This is a genomic window from Sporofaciens musculi, assembly GCF_009830285.1.
GTDB classification, from domain to species: Bacteria; Bacillota; Clostridia; order Lachnospirales; family Lachnospiraceae; genus Sporofaciens; species Sporofaciens musculi.
This window is the reverse complement of the sequence record NZ_WUQX01000001.1, coordinates 5,284,296-5,300,745: the sequence shown is the minus strand read 5'-3', so window position 1 is coordinate 5,300,745 and position 16,450 is coordinate 5,284,296. Positions and strand designations below refer to the sequence as shown.

At 45.4% G+C, this 16,450-nt stretch carries 12 protein-coding genes; 10 read left to right on the top strand and 2 right to left on the bottom strand.

Going from position 1 to position 16,450, the window contains the following annotated elements; genetic code table 11:
• Positions 1-27 precede the first annotated feature (27 nt).
• The 5 genes from GN277_RS26795 to GN277_RS26775 all read left to right on the top strand — a co-directional run bounded on the left by GN277_RS26795 (position 28) and on the right by GN277_RS26775 (position 6,141).
• A complete protein-coding gene (locus tag GN277_RS26795) occupies positions 28-1,602 on the top strand; it encodes an AAA family ATPase (protein WP_159756000.1) in 1,575 nt (524 codons plus the stop codon).
• Positions 1,603-1,715: 113 nt separating this feature from the next.
• A complete protein-coding gene (locus GN277_RS26790) occupies positions 1,716-2,381 on the top strand; it encodes a hypothetical protein (RefSeq protein ID WP_159755997.1) in 666 nt (221 codons plus the stop codon).
• A 108-nt stretch (positions 2,382-2,489) separates the two neighbouring features.
• Positions 2,490-3,455: an ABC transporter ATP-binding protein gene (locus GN277_RS26785; RefSeq protein WP_159755994.1), complete on the top strand. Its 966-nt coding sequence runs from the start codon at positions 2,490-2,492 to the stop codon at positions 3,453-3,455.
• On the top strand, positions 3,445-4,800 hold the full coding sequence (locus GN277_RS26780) for an ABC transporter permease (RefSeq protein ID WP_159755991.1): 1,356 nt from the start codon (positions 3,445-3,447) through the stop codon (positions 4,798-4,800). The genes GN277_RS26785 and GN277_RS26780 overlap by 11 nt, the downstream gene beginning before the upstream one ends.
• 3 nt (positions 4,801-4,803) lie before the next feature.
• Entirely contained in the window at positions 4,804-6,141 is a 1,338-nt protein-coding gene (locus GN277_RS26775) for an ABC transporter permease (RefSeq protein WP_159755988.1), read from the top strand.
• Between the two features lie 115 nt (positions 6,142-6,256).
• On the opposite strand, the gene GN277_RS26770 is transcribed toward GN277_RS26775, so the two are convergent.
• Positions 6,257-8,446, bottom strand: a complete 2,190-nt coding sequence (locus GN277_RS26770) for an alpha-galactosidase (protein WP_159755985.1) — start codon at positions 8,444-8,446, stop codon at positions 6,257-6,259.
• A 218-nt stretch (positions 8,447-8,664) separates the two neighbouring features.
• Here GN277_RS26770 and GN277_RS26765 point away from each other — a divergent pair, with 218 nt between their 5' ends.
• Positions 8,665-10,455 (top strand): flavin reductase, encoded by a 1,791-nt coding sequence (locus GN277_RS26765; RefSeq protein WP_159755982.1) that lies wholly within the window; start codon positions 8,665-8,667, stop codon positions 10,453-10,455.
• A gap of 85 nt (positions 10,456-10,540) precedes the next feature.
• On the opposite strand, the gene GN277_RS26760 is transcribed toward GN277_RS26765, so the two are convergent.
• Positions 10,541-11,839 carry an FAD-dependent oxidoreductase gene (locus GN277_RS26760; protein WP_244325004.1) on the bottom strand — a complete coding sequence of 433 codons (1,299 nt, stop codon included), beginning with the start codon at positions 11,837-11,839 and terminating at the stop codon, positions 10,541-10,543.
• A gap of 249 nt (positions 11,840-12,088) precedes the next feature.
• Between GN277_RS26760 and asnS the strand changes: the two genes are divergently transcribed.
• Genes asnS through GN277_RS26740 form a run of 4 tightly spaced genes read left to right on the top strand, consistent with a single transcriptional unit; the run spans position 12,089 to position 16,448 of the window.
• Positions 12,089-13,480, top strand: coding sequence for an asparagine--tRNA ligase (gene asnS, locus GN277_RS26755; protein WP_159755977.1), 1,392 nt, complete (start codon positions 12,089-12,091; stop codon positions 13,478-13,480).
• A 35-nt stretch (positions 13,481-13,515) separates the two neighbouring features.
• Positions 13,516-14,205: a VanR-ABDEGLN family response regulator transcription factor gene (gene vanR, locus GN277_RS26750; RefSeq protein WP_159755974.1), complete on the top strand. Its 690-nt coding sequence runs from the start codon at positions 13,516-13,518 to the stop codon at positions 14,203-14,205.
• Positions 14,195-15,460: a sensor histidine kinase gene (locus GN277_RS26745; protein WP_159755971.1), complete on the top strand. Its 1,266-nt coding sequence runs from the start codon at positions 14,195-14,197 to the stop codon at positions 15,458-15,460. The genes vanR and GN277_RS26745 overlap by 11 nt, the downstream gene beginning before the upstream one ends.
• Positions 15,348-16,448 (top strand): metallophosphoesterase family protein, encoded by a 1,101-nt coding sequence (locus tag GN277_RS26740; protein ID WP_244325003.1) that lies wholly within the window; start codon positions 15,348-15,350, stop codon positions 16,446-16,448. The genes GN277_RS26745 and GN277_RS26740 overlap by 113 nt, the downstream gene beginning before the upstream one ends.
• Positions 16,449-16,450: the final 2 nt, after the last annotated feature.

The window sequence follows — 16,450 nt, the reverse complement described above, 5'->3', positions numbered from 1 at the left end:
ACGACGAAAAATGTGAGGAGGTAGAAGATGGGCATCTATTTGAATCCAGATAACAGTAAGTTTGAGGAAGCAGTAAACTCTGATATGTACATTGATAAGACGGAATTGATAGAATACACGAATTCGGTTCTCCACACAATGCAGCACAATGTATGTGTGAGCCGTCCGCGACGTTTTGGAAAGTCGCTTGCAGCGAACATGCTGACAGCATATTATAGCCGTGGCTGTGAGTCCGGAGAGTTATTTTCAAAATACAAGATTGCCAAGAGCGCTAATTTTAGAAAGCATTTAAATCAATATAATACTATTTTTTTAAATATACAGGAATTTTTAAGCAGGAGCAGCGATATTTGGAATCTGATTGAGCGTATAAAAAAAATTGTCATAAGAGATTTGAAAAGGGCATATCCGAATATCGCTTATTTTGATGATACTGATTTGGTTGAATCTATGCAGGATGTTTACGCAGAGACAAAATGTCCATTTGTGGTCATTATCGACGAGTGGGATTGTATTTTCCGAGAATATAAGATGGAGCAGGATGCGCAGGAAATATATCTTGATTTTCTGAGGGACTTATTGAAGGACAAGGGGTATATCTATCTGGCTTATATGACGGGAATACTTCCGATTAAAAAGTATGGAACCCATTCTGCCTTGAATATGTTCGATGAATTTTCCATGATTAACCCAGGCCCGCTGGCTTCCTATGTGGGATTTATAGAAGATGAGGTCAGTGGTTTGTGCGAAAAGTACGGGATGGATATGGGGGAGGTCAAAAGCTGGTACGACGGATATTCATTTGGTAAAGATTTGTCTGTGTATAGTCCGCGTTCCGTGGTGAGTTGTATGCGCTTTAGAAAAATCGGAAATTACTGGAATCAGACGGAGACGTTTGAGGCTCTGAAGGTCTATATTGATATGAATTTTGATGGCTTAAAGGACGATATCTTGAGTATGATTGCAGGAGAAAATATTTTGGTTCGTACAGAAAGTTTTGTGAATGATATGATGACCTTCCGAACAAAGGATGATGTGCTGACGCTTTTAATCCATCTTGGATATCTGGGATATGATTATGAAAATAAATGCGTATTTATTCCCAATAATGAAGTGCGTGGGGAGTATGTAAATGCCGTGTCAATGTCCGATTGGGGGGAGATTTCATCAGCTCTTAAAAATTCTGCCGATACTTTAAATGCAATCTGGAAGGGCAGAGCTTCTCAGGTGGCGGAGGGGATACGGCAAGCGCATTTTGAAACTTCCCATATTCAATATCATGACGAAAATGGATTGAGTTATACGATTTCTTTGGCTTTGTATGCGGCGAGAAATTTCTATACAGTTCATCGGGAACTGGCAGGGGGGAAGGGATTTGCAGATTTGGTGTTTCTTCCCAAGAAGCAGTTTTTAGATAAACCTGCGCTGGTGGTGGAACTGAAATGGAATCAGAGCGCTGAGGGGGCGATTGAGCAGATTCGGAAAAAAGAATACTGTCAAAGCCTCAATGAATATCATGGTAATCTCTTGATGGTGGGAGTGAATTATGACAAAAAGACGCGAGAGCATACTTGTGTGATTGAGGAATTTATTAAATGTTGAGTGGCAGATGAGTAAGTATTTAAAGAAATACTCAGGGACACACCGTAATATATGCCCATGGAGAATATATTATGTATACCCTTGTGTATAAAATGAAAGTAAGGAGTGAAAAAATGGCTAGATATGTGAAAGAGATGGTGTTGAACAAACCAGATGATTTCGTGCAGTTTATTATGAGCGATTTCCTCAGAAAGAACAGTTTTGTCATGGCGGACTGGAAGGGGGAACCTGCATACCGTACCGGAGATGCGATGATGGAGGGATATAAGTATTTGAAATGGTACTACAGTAACGGCGTATTCCATCTGGAGGCATGGATGAAGGGAACCTTCGGCGGGGAATGGAATCTGGAGGGCTTTGTGGGATGTATGCAAAAAAAGCCGTACAGGGAGAGCCTTGAGCAGTTATTTGCTGCACTTGGGCAGCCTTTGCCTGCGCCCCAGAGTATGGCGGGGAGCCAGGGAGGCGGGCCAGTACAGGGTATGCCAGGACAACCATACCAGAATGCTGTACCTGTACATACTGTAGATAATTCCGGTGCGGCTACCATGGGTCTGGTATTTGGTATTCTGAGTATTGTCTTTGCATTTCTGATACCGATTGTGGGTATCCTGCTGGCATGTCTGGGATTTTCAAGGGCAAGAATGGGCGCTGGCTCAAGTAAGTCGGGGCAGGCGAAGCTTGGAAAGATTCTCTGTATTATCGGGATTCTTGTAGCAGTTGTAATGTGGGGGCTGAATATTCTTTTGCTTCTTCCGACTGTGGGAAGGTTTTATTAGAAGAAATCAGCTTCCATTGGTGACGGAAATAGAACACTTCACGCAAAAACGAAACAAAATCTCTCATTTTATGCTATACTGTTTGCAGCAAAGAAGGGAGAAATGCACATGAGTTTAGAAGTGAAAAATTTGTCAAAGAAATATGGAGAGAAGACGGTAGTAGAGAATTTAAGCTTCGAGATGAAGAATCCAGGTGTTTTTGCCTTGCTTGGGACAAACGGAGCAGGAAAGACCACTTCAATCCGTATGATGCTGAATATGCTTTCGCGGGACACCGGAGAGGTGCTCTTTAATGGAGCGCCTCTTGATACGGCGACCTGTAATGTAGGTTATCTTGCGGAGGAACGGGGCTTGTACCCCAAGTATACACTGATGGATCAGTTAATCTATTTTGCCGGACTGAGGGGTATTCCGAAGGCGGAGGCGAAGAAAAGAATTCGTTATTGGGCAGAGAGGCTGGAGGTTGAAGAATATCTCTATCCCCAGGCGCCGAAATCAGACGATGGAAAAGGTAAGCGCAGACGCACGAAAGCCCAGGCGCCAAAAAAGGCGGATCAGCTTTCAAAGGGAAATCAGCAGAAGATTCAGTTTATGACGGCTCTTTTGCCTGATCCTGAGCTCTTGATTTTGGATGAGCCCCTTTCTGGTCTTGACCCTGTGAATACAGATTTGTTCAAGGGCATTATCAGGGAGGAGATTTCAAAAGGAAAATATCTCATTATGTCAAGCCATCAGATGGCCACTGTGGAGGAATTCTGTACGGACATTATTATATTGAACCGCTCAAAGATTGTTCTTCAAGGCCATTTGAATGAGATTAAAAAGAGCTATGGCCGCATTAATTTGTTTTTGAAAACAGAGACGGATGTGACAGACTTAATCAGACAGCAGGGATTAAAGCTGGTTTCAGCAAAAGAATGTGAGTATCAGATAAAAGTGACTGGAGATGAGCAGGCGAATGGGTTTTTGAGGCTCTTAATTGAGAACAATGTTACAGTGGTCACATTCAGCCTTCGCGAACCGTCTCTCCATGAGATTTTCGTGGAGAAAGTAGGTGATGCACATGAAGCTTAGGAAAAGTGATTTTACCGGAACAGGGAAGGTATATCGCTTTACACTGTCGCAGATGATGAAGGGAAAGGCGAATATCATTTCATTAATAATCTTTTTCCTGATTGCAGCCGCGAGTATTCCGGTTATGACTGTGATGATGGGCGGGGAGAAGGCCGCGTCCCCTGATAGTCCTGGGGCCGTGGGGATTGCTGCCGTCTATGTCCAGAATGATACGGGATATGAGCTGGGGTTGGAAAGTGTTCCTCAGAGGAATGAGATTTTTGAAAATACAGAATTTGTAGATACAGATTTGATGAATGTGGAGTGGTCAAAGGATACATATGAGTCTATGCTTCAACCGGAGGAAATCTATGTACATCTTCAAAGGGATGAAGAAAAGATGTGCTTTTCAATCGGCGCATATGCGCTGGAGGATAAGGAGTTTCCGGACGGAGATATAGATTCATGTGTGAGTATGCTGTCAGGACTTCTGGACGAGGCGCGCTATGCAGGGCAGGATGCCAAGGCAGAGCAGATTGCAGTCATGACCAGCCCATATAATACCAATGTACAGAGCGTTTCGGAGTATCTTGAGGAAAAAGAAGATGACTTTGACGCGCGTTTCGGTGTGCAGATTCTATATTCTGTGGCTCTTTTGATATTATGTACATTTGTTTCGTCCTTTATTATCCAGAAAGTCATAGAGGAAAAGGCTTCAAAGCTTGCAGAGCTTTTGATGGTCAGCGTTCAGCCACTTGCGCTGCTTGTTGGAAAAATTCTTGCCGTGATGACGTATATATTTGGGCTGGTTGCTTCTCTTGCAGCGGTGATGGGAATTTCATACATGGTCACTGGACAGTTTGCAGATACCTCTGTCATGCAGCAGCAGATTGCAGCATCCGGTATTTCCGCAGATATACTCAATATTTCGCCTGTTACTGTGCTGATTTTGCTCGTTTCGCTGTTTCTTGGATATCTGCAGGTTTCCCTGCTTAGCGGGCTGATTGGAACAGGCTGCTCCTCCACAGAGGATGTAGAGCCAGCAAACCTTACGATTGTTCTGTTGGTTATGGCGGGGTACATGGCGGCAATTATGACGATTGGATCAGGTAGTCCTGTATTGGCATATGTGGTGTCTCTGTGTCCGGTTGCCTCAATGTTCTGTGCGCCTGTGCGCTATCTTATCGGTGATATTGGGTTTGGAATGTTGGCGTTTTCCTGGGCGCTTCAGCTTGCCGTGATTCTGCTCTTGGCTTATGTCTGCGCAAGAATCTACCGCGCTTTGATGATGTACCGTGGAAGCCGTATGAAGCTTGGAGGGTGGATTTCCATGCTTCACCAAAATGGCGCAAAAGGAGGTAGATAACAGATGAGAGGGCTTGGAAAAATATTTTCATTTACATTTGTCCAGCATGTGAAGCGAAAAGGCTATTTGAATGTGACGATTATTATTGCTTTTCTGTGTCTGCTTCTTCCGGCAGCCATTATGCCGGCAGTCGAGTATTTTAAAGAGGACGATACCTATGAGAGCAAGCTGGCCAAAGTATATGTGATTGAACAGGACGGCAGGACAGACGAAAAAACAGACTATGGAGTTTTGAATCGTGTAGACGCTGAACGGTTTACAGATGTTGCTTACGAGATGGCAGGAAGTGTGGAGGAAGCCGCAAAAAAGGCAGAAGAAGATGATTATTCGGCTGTGCTTGTTGTTGATTATCAGGAGAACTCATATCAGCTTGACGTGCTTTTGCCGGATAAAACGAAGCTTAATAAGAAGGATGTGAATGCTTATGAGACATTTCTTTCGGGAGCTTTCCGTTCTATTCTGATTCAGAAATCGAACCTTGAGGTTACACAGATTGCTGAGTTGACCATGCCTATTGAGACTCAGGTGCGTGACAGCAGTACGCCTGCGGATGAGAGTGACGAATATGCGTCTGCGAAAAAAGTCATGGCATCGCTGCTCCCTTATCTGAACATTATGGTTCTTTACTTTATGATTCTTGCATATGGGCAGGGTACGGCGAACAATGCCATTATGGAGAAAACGTCAAAGCTGATGGATTTGTTCTTAGTGACTGTAAAGCCAGGGGCAATGCTTCTGGGGAAGGTGTTTGCAACAGCGGCAAGCGGGATTCTTCAGATCTTTGTCTGGATAGGCGGGCTGTTCGGAGGATTTGCCCTTGGTATCCATTTTACCAAAATGGTGAACCCCAAGACAGATATGGCGCTGATACAGTTGGTTGAAACGTTTGGAGAATTTTCAGGAATGTTTACAGCTTCCGGTGTGATTCTTTCCCTTCTGATGTTAGCGGCAGGACTTTTGCTTTACTGCTCGCTTGCGGCAATCGGCGGCGCTATTGCCGAGAAGCCGGAGGATTTGTCCAGCACGAATATGCTGTTTATCATGGTGCTGCTGATTAGCTTCTTTGCGACTATGTTTGCAGGAGGAGCGGGTGCAGATGTACCCTGGGATGCAGTTACATGGCAGGTATGGGTGCCGTTTACATCGATTCTGGTTGCGCCGACAAAGATTTTGCTTGGAGTCATGAGTATACCAGAGGCGGTTTGCTCCCTTGGGATCGTTATATTGACGGCGACTGTGATTACGATGATTGCAGGAAGGATTTATAAGATGATGTCGCTTTATAAGGGAAACCTGCCCAGTCCAAAGAAAATGATAGAAATGCTGAGAAATCAGCGGTAAGATTAAGCCCGCGTCATTGGCCCGCAGGCTAACGTTAAAGAAAGAGGCTGTTCAAATAAGAAACAACCTCTTTCTTTATTGTAAATTAAGTTTGCATGAAAGCTCAATTCTTAGCCTAATGTATCATTTTCAGATGGAACTGGAAGGAACTGTAGTCGTCTACTTCCCGATTAATCGGAAGTCCGGCGTTCATAAGGGCAGAACCAGAACGCAGCTCACTACTGCCGTTAATGCTGTACATTGCATCGGGTATCAGTCCCTTTGCCCGTATATATTCCTGAGGTCCGTTACAGGTCAGGTTAGTGACAACAACACTCAGCAAGGACTCGGACTTGTCCTTTGACACATGCTGCCATGCTGTCATGTTGCCTGTCTCAAAGGGGTTAGTCAGACGGTAGTAATCGCCCTTCATAATCAGCGGATAATATTTGCGGAATAAATCACTCTGTTCACGACATATTTCTTGTTCTTCTTCAGACAGGTGGGTCGCATCCAGCTCGTATCCGAAGGTTCCGCACATGGCGACCACAGCCTTGGTCTTAATCGGAACGAATTTACCGCTGTCTGAAATGTGCGCGCCCATAGTGCATACCGGATATACGAAGGAGGTTCCATAGTGAAGCTTCAGCCGGTCAATGGGGTGGTTGTTGTCGCTGACCCAGTACTGGGGATAGTAGTGGAGCATTGCCGCATCGTATCGACCGCCGCCGCCTGAACATCCCTCAAAGAGAATGTCAGGATGGGTCTTAATAATATTGTCCATGACCCGATAAAGTCCCAGGATATACCGGTGATAGACCTCGCCCTGTCTCTCAGGGGGAAGCTGGTTAGACCAGATATCTGCAAGGGAGCGGTTGATGTCCCATTTTACATAGAAGATATTAGCGTCATCCAAAATGGCGTTGATCTGTTCAATCAGATAATCCTGCACGTCACGCCTGCTCATATCCAGAGCCATCTGGTTACGGCTGCGAACAGCATGGCGGCCCGGAATCTGCATGGTCCACTCTGGATGCGCCCTGTATAAGTCGCTGTCCTCTGACACCATCTCTGGTTCAAACCAGATGCCGAACTTCATGCCAAGCTCGTTAATCTGCTCTACAAGTTTATGTAAACCGCATTTAATCTTATTCTGATTCACATACCAGTCTCCAAGACCGCTGTTATCGTCGTCGCGTTTGCCAAACCAGCCGTCGTCCATGACCAGCAGGTCAACGCCCATGTTCTTGGCGGCTTTGGCAATCTTCACCAGCTTCACATCGTCAAAATCCATGAATGCCGCTTCCCAACTGTTAATCAGAACCGGTCTTTGAACCTCCTGTACGAATTTGCTTTGGCAGAGGTTGGTTCGGTAGAAATCATGGTACAGATGGGACAGCCCTGTAAATCCGTGCTCGGTAAATGCCATGACAACCTCCGGCCCTTCAAAGACCTCCTGGGGCTTTAATTCATAAACAAACTGCTTGGGATGGATGCCCATCACCAGCCTGAGCTGGTCATACTGGTCAAGCTCTGCTTCTGCAAGGAAGTTGCCGCTGTACATCAGGGAAAATCCATAACATTTACCGTAATCCTCTGTAGCATTCTTGTCGCAGAGAATCACAAAGGGATTCTGCTGGTGGCTTGAGGAGCCGCGCACGCTGCCGATGGTATGGATGTGGTGGGTCATACGCTGGCGTTCCACCTGTCTCTCCTGACCGTACCGCCCAGGAAGGCTCACCAAGTCAAAGTCCAGTCCGTTAAAAAAGTCTATGCAGACAGACATAATTTTCCTAAGATGAATGGGGGTATTGCCGGAATTGATTACTTTTACAGCTCTTGTTATGATGTCTGCCTCCTCAAAAACGCTGTAAAGCAGAACCACCTGTACATTGCTGATCTCGTCTGACAGGGTGACCTCCACTGTATCCACAGTGTCATTTTCTGTGGCAAATACGCAAGGGAGTGTATCCAACTGATATTTGCCTTTGCTAATCTTATAATCAACAGCTTTTCCATGGTAAGAGTAGCTGCCGTCTCCGTTGACGACTTCAATACTGGCAGTACGAAAATCTCCCTGCTGCTGTGTGCTGAATTCCTGAGGCTGTGCGTCCAGTGAAAATGTTCTCTCGTCCCTGGATTCGTAAGGGTTGCCGGAGAAGCCTCGGTCGTACTGCATAATCTGGTAGGACATATCCTCATCTCGGATAGACGGTCCGTAATAAAGATGAAGAAGATAATCCAGATTGCCAATCTTCATCTGATAAGACGAATGTTTCGTGTGTAAGGTAATGGTTTTTGATGCTTCATTATAAATAATTCCCATAAGTCCTACTTTCCTCCTAAATATTTCCATTTTCTAAAAGTATATCATGATTTCTTGAAAATTGATTCGTCACATTGGTAGAAAAAATCGAAAAATTTTAGTGTAGTTTTTCGGTTGATTTTTGAAATATATCCAGATAAATTTTTATCAATCCCATATATTTTTATCTCTCGTTATGCTATAATGGACAAAATTAAAAAGAATAGGAGTGATTACCAATGGATATTTCAAATAATATTAAATATGTCGGCGTCAATGACCATGCCGTAGATCTTTTTGAGGGGCAGTATGCAGTAAAGAATGGCATGTCCTATAATTCCTACGTGATCATGGATGAGAAAGTGGCTGTAATGGACACGGTTGACGCACGTTTTACTCACCAATGGCTGGATAACATTGAATCAGTCATAGGCTCACGCAAGCCGGACTATCTCATTGTACAGCACATGGAGCCTGACCATTCCGCCAATATTGCAAATTTTATGAATGTATATAAGGACACGACTGTCGTATCTTCCGCCAAGGCGTTTGCTATGATGAAGCAATTTTTCGGCACAGATTTTGAGGATAGGCAGATGATTGTGGCAGAAGGCGACACACTTTCTCTTGGGAAACATGAGCTTACTTTTGTTACAGCGCCTATGGTACACTGGCCGGAGGTCATCGTTACCTACGACAGCTATGAGAAGGTGCTTTTCTCTGCCGATGGCTTCGGTAAGTTCGGCGCACTGGACGTAGAAGAAGAATGGGCTGACGAGGCGCGCCGCTATTACATCGGCATTGTAGGAAAATACGGCGTGCAGGTTCAAAGGCTCTTAAAGAAAGCCTCCACACTGGACATTCAGACCATTTGTCCGCTGCATGGACCTGTACTTAAGGATAACCTTGGTTATTACCTTGGACTCTACAATACCTGGTCTTCTTATAATGTAGAGACAACCGGAATCGTCATCGCCTATACTTCTGTGTACGGCAACACGAAGAAGGCCGTAGATGCGCTGGCTGACAAGCTGCGCAGGAAAGGCTGCCCCACCGTGATTGTTCATGATCTTGCCCGCTGTGATATGTCAGCGGCAGTTGCGGACGCATTCCGCTACGGCAAATTAATCCTTGCAACGACAACATATAACGCAGATATTTTCCCATTCATGCGGGAGTACATTGACCATCTGACCGAGCGGAATTTCCAGAATCGTTTTGTGGGCCTGATTGAAAACGGTTCATGGGCGCCTCTTGCCGCCAAGACTATGAAGCAGATGTTGGAGGGCTGTAAGAAGCTGACCTTTGCAGATACCACTGTCCATATCCATTCTGCTCTCAATGATGAGAGCAACGCACAGTTGGAGGCTCTGGCTGATGAGTTCTGCAAGAATTATCTGGCCCAGCATGATGAGACCGCAGATAAGAATGACCTGACCGCACTCTTTAAGATTGGTTATGGACTCTATGTGGTGACCTCCAATGACGGAAAGAAGGATAACGGTCTCATCGTCAATACTGTGACGCAGGTGACGAATACACCGAACCGGATTGCTGTGACCATTAATAAGGATAATTATTCTCATCATGTAATCAAGCAGACTGGTAAAATGAACATTAACTGTCTGTCTACAGACGCGCCCTTCAAGGTATTCGAGAACTTCGGGTTCCAGAGTGGACGGACTGTGGACAAGTTCGCAGGTTATTCTCCGCTTCGCTCTGATAACGGTCTGGTATTCCTTCCAAGATACATCAACTCTTTCATGTCTTTGGAGGTTGAGCAGTATGTAGATTTGGATACCCACGGAATGTTTATCTGTACTGTCACAGAAGCCCGTGTGATTACCAATGTGGAGACTATGACATACAACTATTACCAGAGCAATGTGAAGCCGAAGCCGGATACAGAGGGCAAGAAAGGCTACGTCTGCGTGGTTTGTGGATATGTCTATGAAGGCGACGAGCTGCCGGATGATATTGTATGCCCGCTTTGTAAGCATGGTGCGGCAGATTTTGTGAAAATTGATTAGGTTAATCGCTGATTAATGCAGTGATGTATTGCGTTGTTGTAAGGCTGCCGGAAGCTTAAGTTTCTGGCAGCCGTTCTTTGTTTCATTATCTTTTGAGATTTCCGTTCGCCGGATTATCCAGAAGCTTTCCAAAGCTGTCGAACCGTGAACCGTGGCAGGGACAGTCCCAGGAATGTTCCGCTTTATTCCATTTTAGTGCACATCCAAGATGGGGACAGCGTTTTTCAGAGATAGTAAGCAGGTTTTTGACCGCTGTATATCCATTAACAAACAACTGAGGTTTTATCATATTTCTTGACGGGTTAAAAACGAAAGCATAAGGATTCTCTTTTTCCAAAACCAAATCTGTCAGGACAGAGGCCGCCGCCATGGAGGAGGTCATTCCCCACTTATTGAAGCCGGTTGCCACAAAGCATCTTGGCATCCTTCGGGAATATCGCCCAATATAAGGAATAGCGTCCAGAGTCATGCAATCCTGAGCTGCCCAGCAATAGATTTCATCAAGATTGGGATAATATAGCCTGGCACAATTCCGGATTTCATCCCAGTTCCCGCCTTTTTCTCCGGTTTTATGGCTTCCGCCCCCCAAAAGAAGATAGTCCTTATAATTCCGAAAAGACATGCCCTGCTTTGCCTCGTCGATATACATACCTTTTAATTGAGGGCCATCCTTAAGAGCAATCACATAAGACCTGTGTTGGTACATTTTAAGAGGATACATACCATGCTTATTGTCTATGGGAAAATGTGTTGCAAAGATGAGCTTCTGAAACGTGATTTCACCATGTTCTGTTATGGCAGCAGCCTCTTTTAGTTCCTTTACGAATGTATTTTCATATATTTTTAGACCTTTTGCTATACTGCTTATGAATTTCAGAGGATGGAACTGGGCCTGCTCTGCGAAGCCTACTGCCCCCACGGTCTGGAAGGGGAGTTCGCACTGTTCAATAAGCCTTGGTTTATAGCCAAGCTTAGTTAGCGCTGCTGCCTCATCCTCCAGCTTTTTGCGGTCATTTCGGGAATAGACATAGGAATGCTTTTCCTCATAATCACAGTTTAGCCGTCTGCAAAGTCTTGCGTATTTACGGACCGCCTCCTGATTGGCGTCAAGGTACATCCTTGCTCTCTCAGTCCCTAGGCTTTTCAGCAGCTTCCGATAGATTAGCCCGTGTTGGGCCGTGATTTTCGCTGTAGTGTTTCCTGTGATTCCTGAACAGATTCTTCTGCCCTCCACAAGTGCATAGTCAACTCCCGCCTTTTCCAGAAAATAGGCGCTTAAGATTCCTGCCATGCCGCCTCCGATGATTAGTACATCTGTTTTTTTGTTCCCATTAAGCTGTTTAAACTGGGGCAGGCTTATATTTCCAGTCCAGATAGAACACATTTCCACCACTCTTAATTCCTCCATACCAATTTATAAAGATAGTATTCATCAAATTATAAATATTTATACCCAGGGGCATGGTATACAATTACGGCAAAGTGAGTGTGGAGAAAATCCAAACCTCTGCCTTTTAAAACTTGTTTTAGTATGCTATAATGAAAACCATGTTAATACACATTCCCCGCCCTGTGCCTTTAGGCAGGCCGTTGGCAGGAGGAAGGAAAGCAGAGATAAAGGAGTAGAATAGATATGGATTTGACTGCAATCAGAGAGTTATACAAGAACAAAGAGAATTATCTTGACAAGAAGCTTACAGTAGGAGGATGGGTGCGCAGTATTCGTGATTCCAAGACATTTGGCTTTATCGTATTGAACGACGGTACGTTTTTTGAGCCTTTGCAGATTGTGTATCATGATAAGATGGAGAATTTCTTGGAGGTATCCAAGCTGAATGTGGGCGCGGCGGTAATCGTTACCGGTACGCTGGTTGCTACGCCTCAGGCGAAGCAGCCTTTTGAGATTCAGGCAGACACTGTAGAGATTGAGGGTGCATCCGCGCCTGATTATCCGTTACAGAAGAAGAGGCACAGTTTTGAGTACCTAAGAACCATTTCCCACTTAAGACCTAGGACGAACACCTTTCAGGCTGTATTTCGGGTACGTTCATTGACAGCATTTGCTCTCCATAAGTTTTTCCAGGAGAGAGGCTTTGTCTATGTTCATACGCCGCTGATTACAGGAAGCGACTGTGAAGGCGCGGGAGAGATGTTCCGTGTAACCACCCTGGATATGGAGAATGTTCCCAAGAATGATGAGGGCCAGACAGACTATACTCAGGACTTTTTCGGCAAGGAGACAAGCCTTACGGTCAGCGGGCAGTTAAACGCAGAGACTTATGCCCAGGCGTTTTGCAATGTATACACATTTGGCCCGACATTCCGTGCAGAGAATTCTAACACTGCCAGACATGCGGCAGAATTCTGGATGATAGAGCCTGAGATTGCCTTTGCAGATTTGGACGATGATATGATGCTGGCAGAGGCAATGCTGAAATATGTGATCAGCTATGTCTTAGAAGAAGCTCCAGAAGAAATGAATTTCTTCAACTCATTTGTTGACAAGGGCTTGCTGGAACGGCTTCATAACGTGGTGTCTTCCGATTTTGCCAGAGTAACCTACACGGAGGCCATTGAGATTCTTAAGAAGAATAATGACAAATTTGAATACAAAGTATCCTGGGGTGCGGATTTGCAGACCGAGCACGAACGCTATTTGACAGAGGTTGTGTTCAAACGACCGGTATTCGTGACAGACTATCCGAAGGAGATTAAAGCTTTCTATATGAAGCTGAATGAAGACGGGAAGACCGTGGCCGCAGTAGACTGCCTTGTTCCTGGAATCGGTGAGATTATTGGCGGCAGTCAGAGGGAGGATGATTACGACAAGCTCCTTGCAAGAATCGAAGAAATGGGTATGAAGGAGGAGGACTACAAGTTCTATCTTGACCTCCGCAAATATGGCTCTACCCGCCATGCAGGTTTTGGGCTTGGCTTTGAACGGTGCGTGATGTACCTCACCGGAATGAGCAATATCCGCGATGTCATTCCATTCCCAAGAACTGTAAATAACTGCGAACTATAAAAAATAACGTACTTCCGAGAGAAAACGAGGTTAGCATGAACATTTTAGTTGTAGATGATGAGAGAGAGATTGCGGATGTCATTGAATTATATCTTCAAAATGATCAGTACAGCGTATTCAAGTTCTACACTGGCGAGGATGCGCTTGACTGTATTAAGAGCAAGAAGATTGACCTTGCAATCCTGGACATTATGCTTCCGGACATCGACGGGTTCCAGCTCTTGAAGATGATCCGCGAGAAATATACATTTCCGGTTATTATGTTGACGGCTAAGACGGAATACATGGATAAGATAACCGGCCTTACTTTGGGGGCTGACGACTATATACCCAAACCCTTCAACCCTTTAGAGCTGGTTGCAAGGGTCAAGGCGCAGATACGGCGGTATACCCAGTATAACGATGGAGGGAAGGACGAGGGGGATGTGATTGATTTTGGCGGACTGCTTTTGAACCGTACATCCCACGAGTGTGTTTACAATGAAGTGCCTCTCACACTGACGCCCATTGAGTTTGACATTCTCTGGCTTCTCTGTGAGAATCGCGGCAAGGTCATCAGTTCAGAGGAGTTGTTTGAGAAGGTATGGAATGAGAAATACTACAAGAACAGCAACAACACTGTGATGGTGCATATCCGGCATCTGCGCGAGAAGATGAGCGGGCCCACAGGCAAGTCGGATTTTATCAAGACGGTTTGGGGAGTAGGATATAAGATTGAAGAATAATTATCGTAAGCTGAAATTTACCATATTGCTGCAGACCGTCCTGGTCACGGCGCTTACGGTGCTGGTGGGCGGTTTTCTGCTGAATTATGTGATTGACGGCATTTACAATGACAGCTTTGCGGAAGCTTTTGTGGAGTTTCTGATGTCTACAGGCATGAAGGAGAGCCAGGCAATCAAGTTATACTGGAAACTGATTGGAAACAACAAGATGTTCTTCATCATTGTGGGTTTCCTACTCCTTTTTGCGCTGTTTTACTATGCGGCGCTGTCTAAGATGATGAAATACGTGGATCAGATTGGCGACGGGATTGAGAACATTTTGGCAGAATCTACAGAGCCAATTCATCTGATTACAGAGTTAAAGCCAATCGAAATACGATTAAATGAGATTAAGGCAACTTTGAAGCGGCAGGAGCTTGACGCAATAGAGGGGGAGAAGAAGAAGAATGATCTGGTTCTTTTTCTGGCCCATGACTTAAAGACCCCATTGACCTCCATCGTCGCCTATCTTAGTATGCTGGACAGCCATGCAGGGATGCCGGAGGAGGACCGGATGAAGTACATCCATATCGCGCTGGAGAAATCCATCCGCCTTGGAGAGTTAATCCATGAATTTTTCGATATCACCCGCTATAACCTTCAGGACATTGAGCTGGAAGCCATTGAGATTAATCTTACGCTGATGTTAGAGCAGTTGGCGGACGAGTTATACGGCGTTTTGCAGGAGAAGCGTCTGTCCTGTGAGGTACATGTGGAGGAGAATCTGGTGGTATACGGTGATCCGGACAAGCTGGCGAGGGTATTTGACAATATTTTGAGAAATGCCATTGCCTATTGTTATGAGGACACGAAGATAGAGATTGACGCACACATGAAAAAGAAAGATATTGAGATTGTGTTTATGAACCAGGGGGAAAAGATACCTGGGGCGATGCTTCAGACCATTTTTGAGAAATTTTATCGTGTGGACGGCTCCCGTTCTTCAGGAACCGGAGGCGCAGGTCTGGGGCTTGCCATTGCGAAAGAGATCGTTGAACTGCACGGCGGCAGAATTCGGGCCAAGAGCGACGACATCCGGACACAGTTTATTGTGGAATTACCGTCAAAGACAGAGAAGGAAGAAGGAACAGCAGATGAAGTTCATACATATCGCAGACGTGCATTTGGGGGCAAGTCCGGACGCAGGAAGCGCATACAGCGCAGACCGGCGAAGGGAGATTTGGAACGGTCTGGCAAGGGCGGTGAAGGCGTGTAAGGAGGAGAAGGCAGAACTTCTTCTGATTGCGGGAGACCTGTTTCACAGGCAGCCCCTTCTTAGAGAATTAAAGGAGGTCAATGACCTGTTCCAAACCCTTGGGTCTTCTCAGGTGGTGTTGGCTGCGGGGAATCACGATTATCTGAAACGGGATTCCTATTATCGAACCTTTGCGTGGGGGGAGAATGTACATATGATTCTTGGCGGACAGATTTCCGCTGTAGAGCTGCCAGAGTTGTCAACGGCAGTATATGGGCTTAGTTATTATAGCAAGGAGATAACGGACCGGTTGTATGACCAGGCGTTTCCCATGAAAAGGCAGAAGTATGAGATTTTACTTGCTCATGGAGGGGATGAACGGCACATTCCGATTCAGAAAGAGAAGCTGCGCTCCCTTGGCTACGATTATATTGCGCTGGGGCATATCCACAAACCATTAGATATGGATGGAAGAAATATACTGCATAAAGGTGTAAATGGATGTCCCAGTGAACAGTTTTGTGAGAGCCGAATGGCATATTCCGGCGCGTTAGAGCCAATCGACAAGAATGATACCGGTCCCCATGGATATATTCTGGGTGAGCTTACGAAGGAATGCTGCCGAATCCGTTTTGTTCCCTGCGCATTGAGAGAATACGTGCACATGGAAGTGATGACGGAGAAGAAAATGACCAATCGGGGGCTAAAGGCCCGTATCCGAGAGCAGATTGAGGCGTCAGGGACGCAGAACATTTACAAAGTGACAGTAAAGGGGTTTCGGGATCCGGACATTTTGTTTGAGCTGTCGGATATGGATACTTACGGCAATATCATTGAGCTGTCGGATGAATCGAAGCCGGCCTATGATTTTACAAAGCTTCTGGCACAGAACCGAGGCGACCTTCTTGGAAAATATATTGAAAGCCTAATAGATTATGACGAGGACAGCGTGGAGTACCTGGCATTATGTGAGGGTGTCCAGGCGTTAATGGAGACAAGAAGAGGCTGATT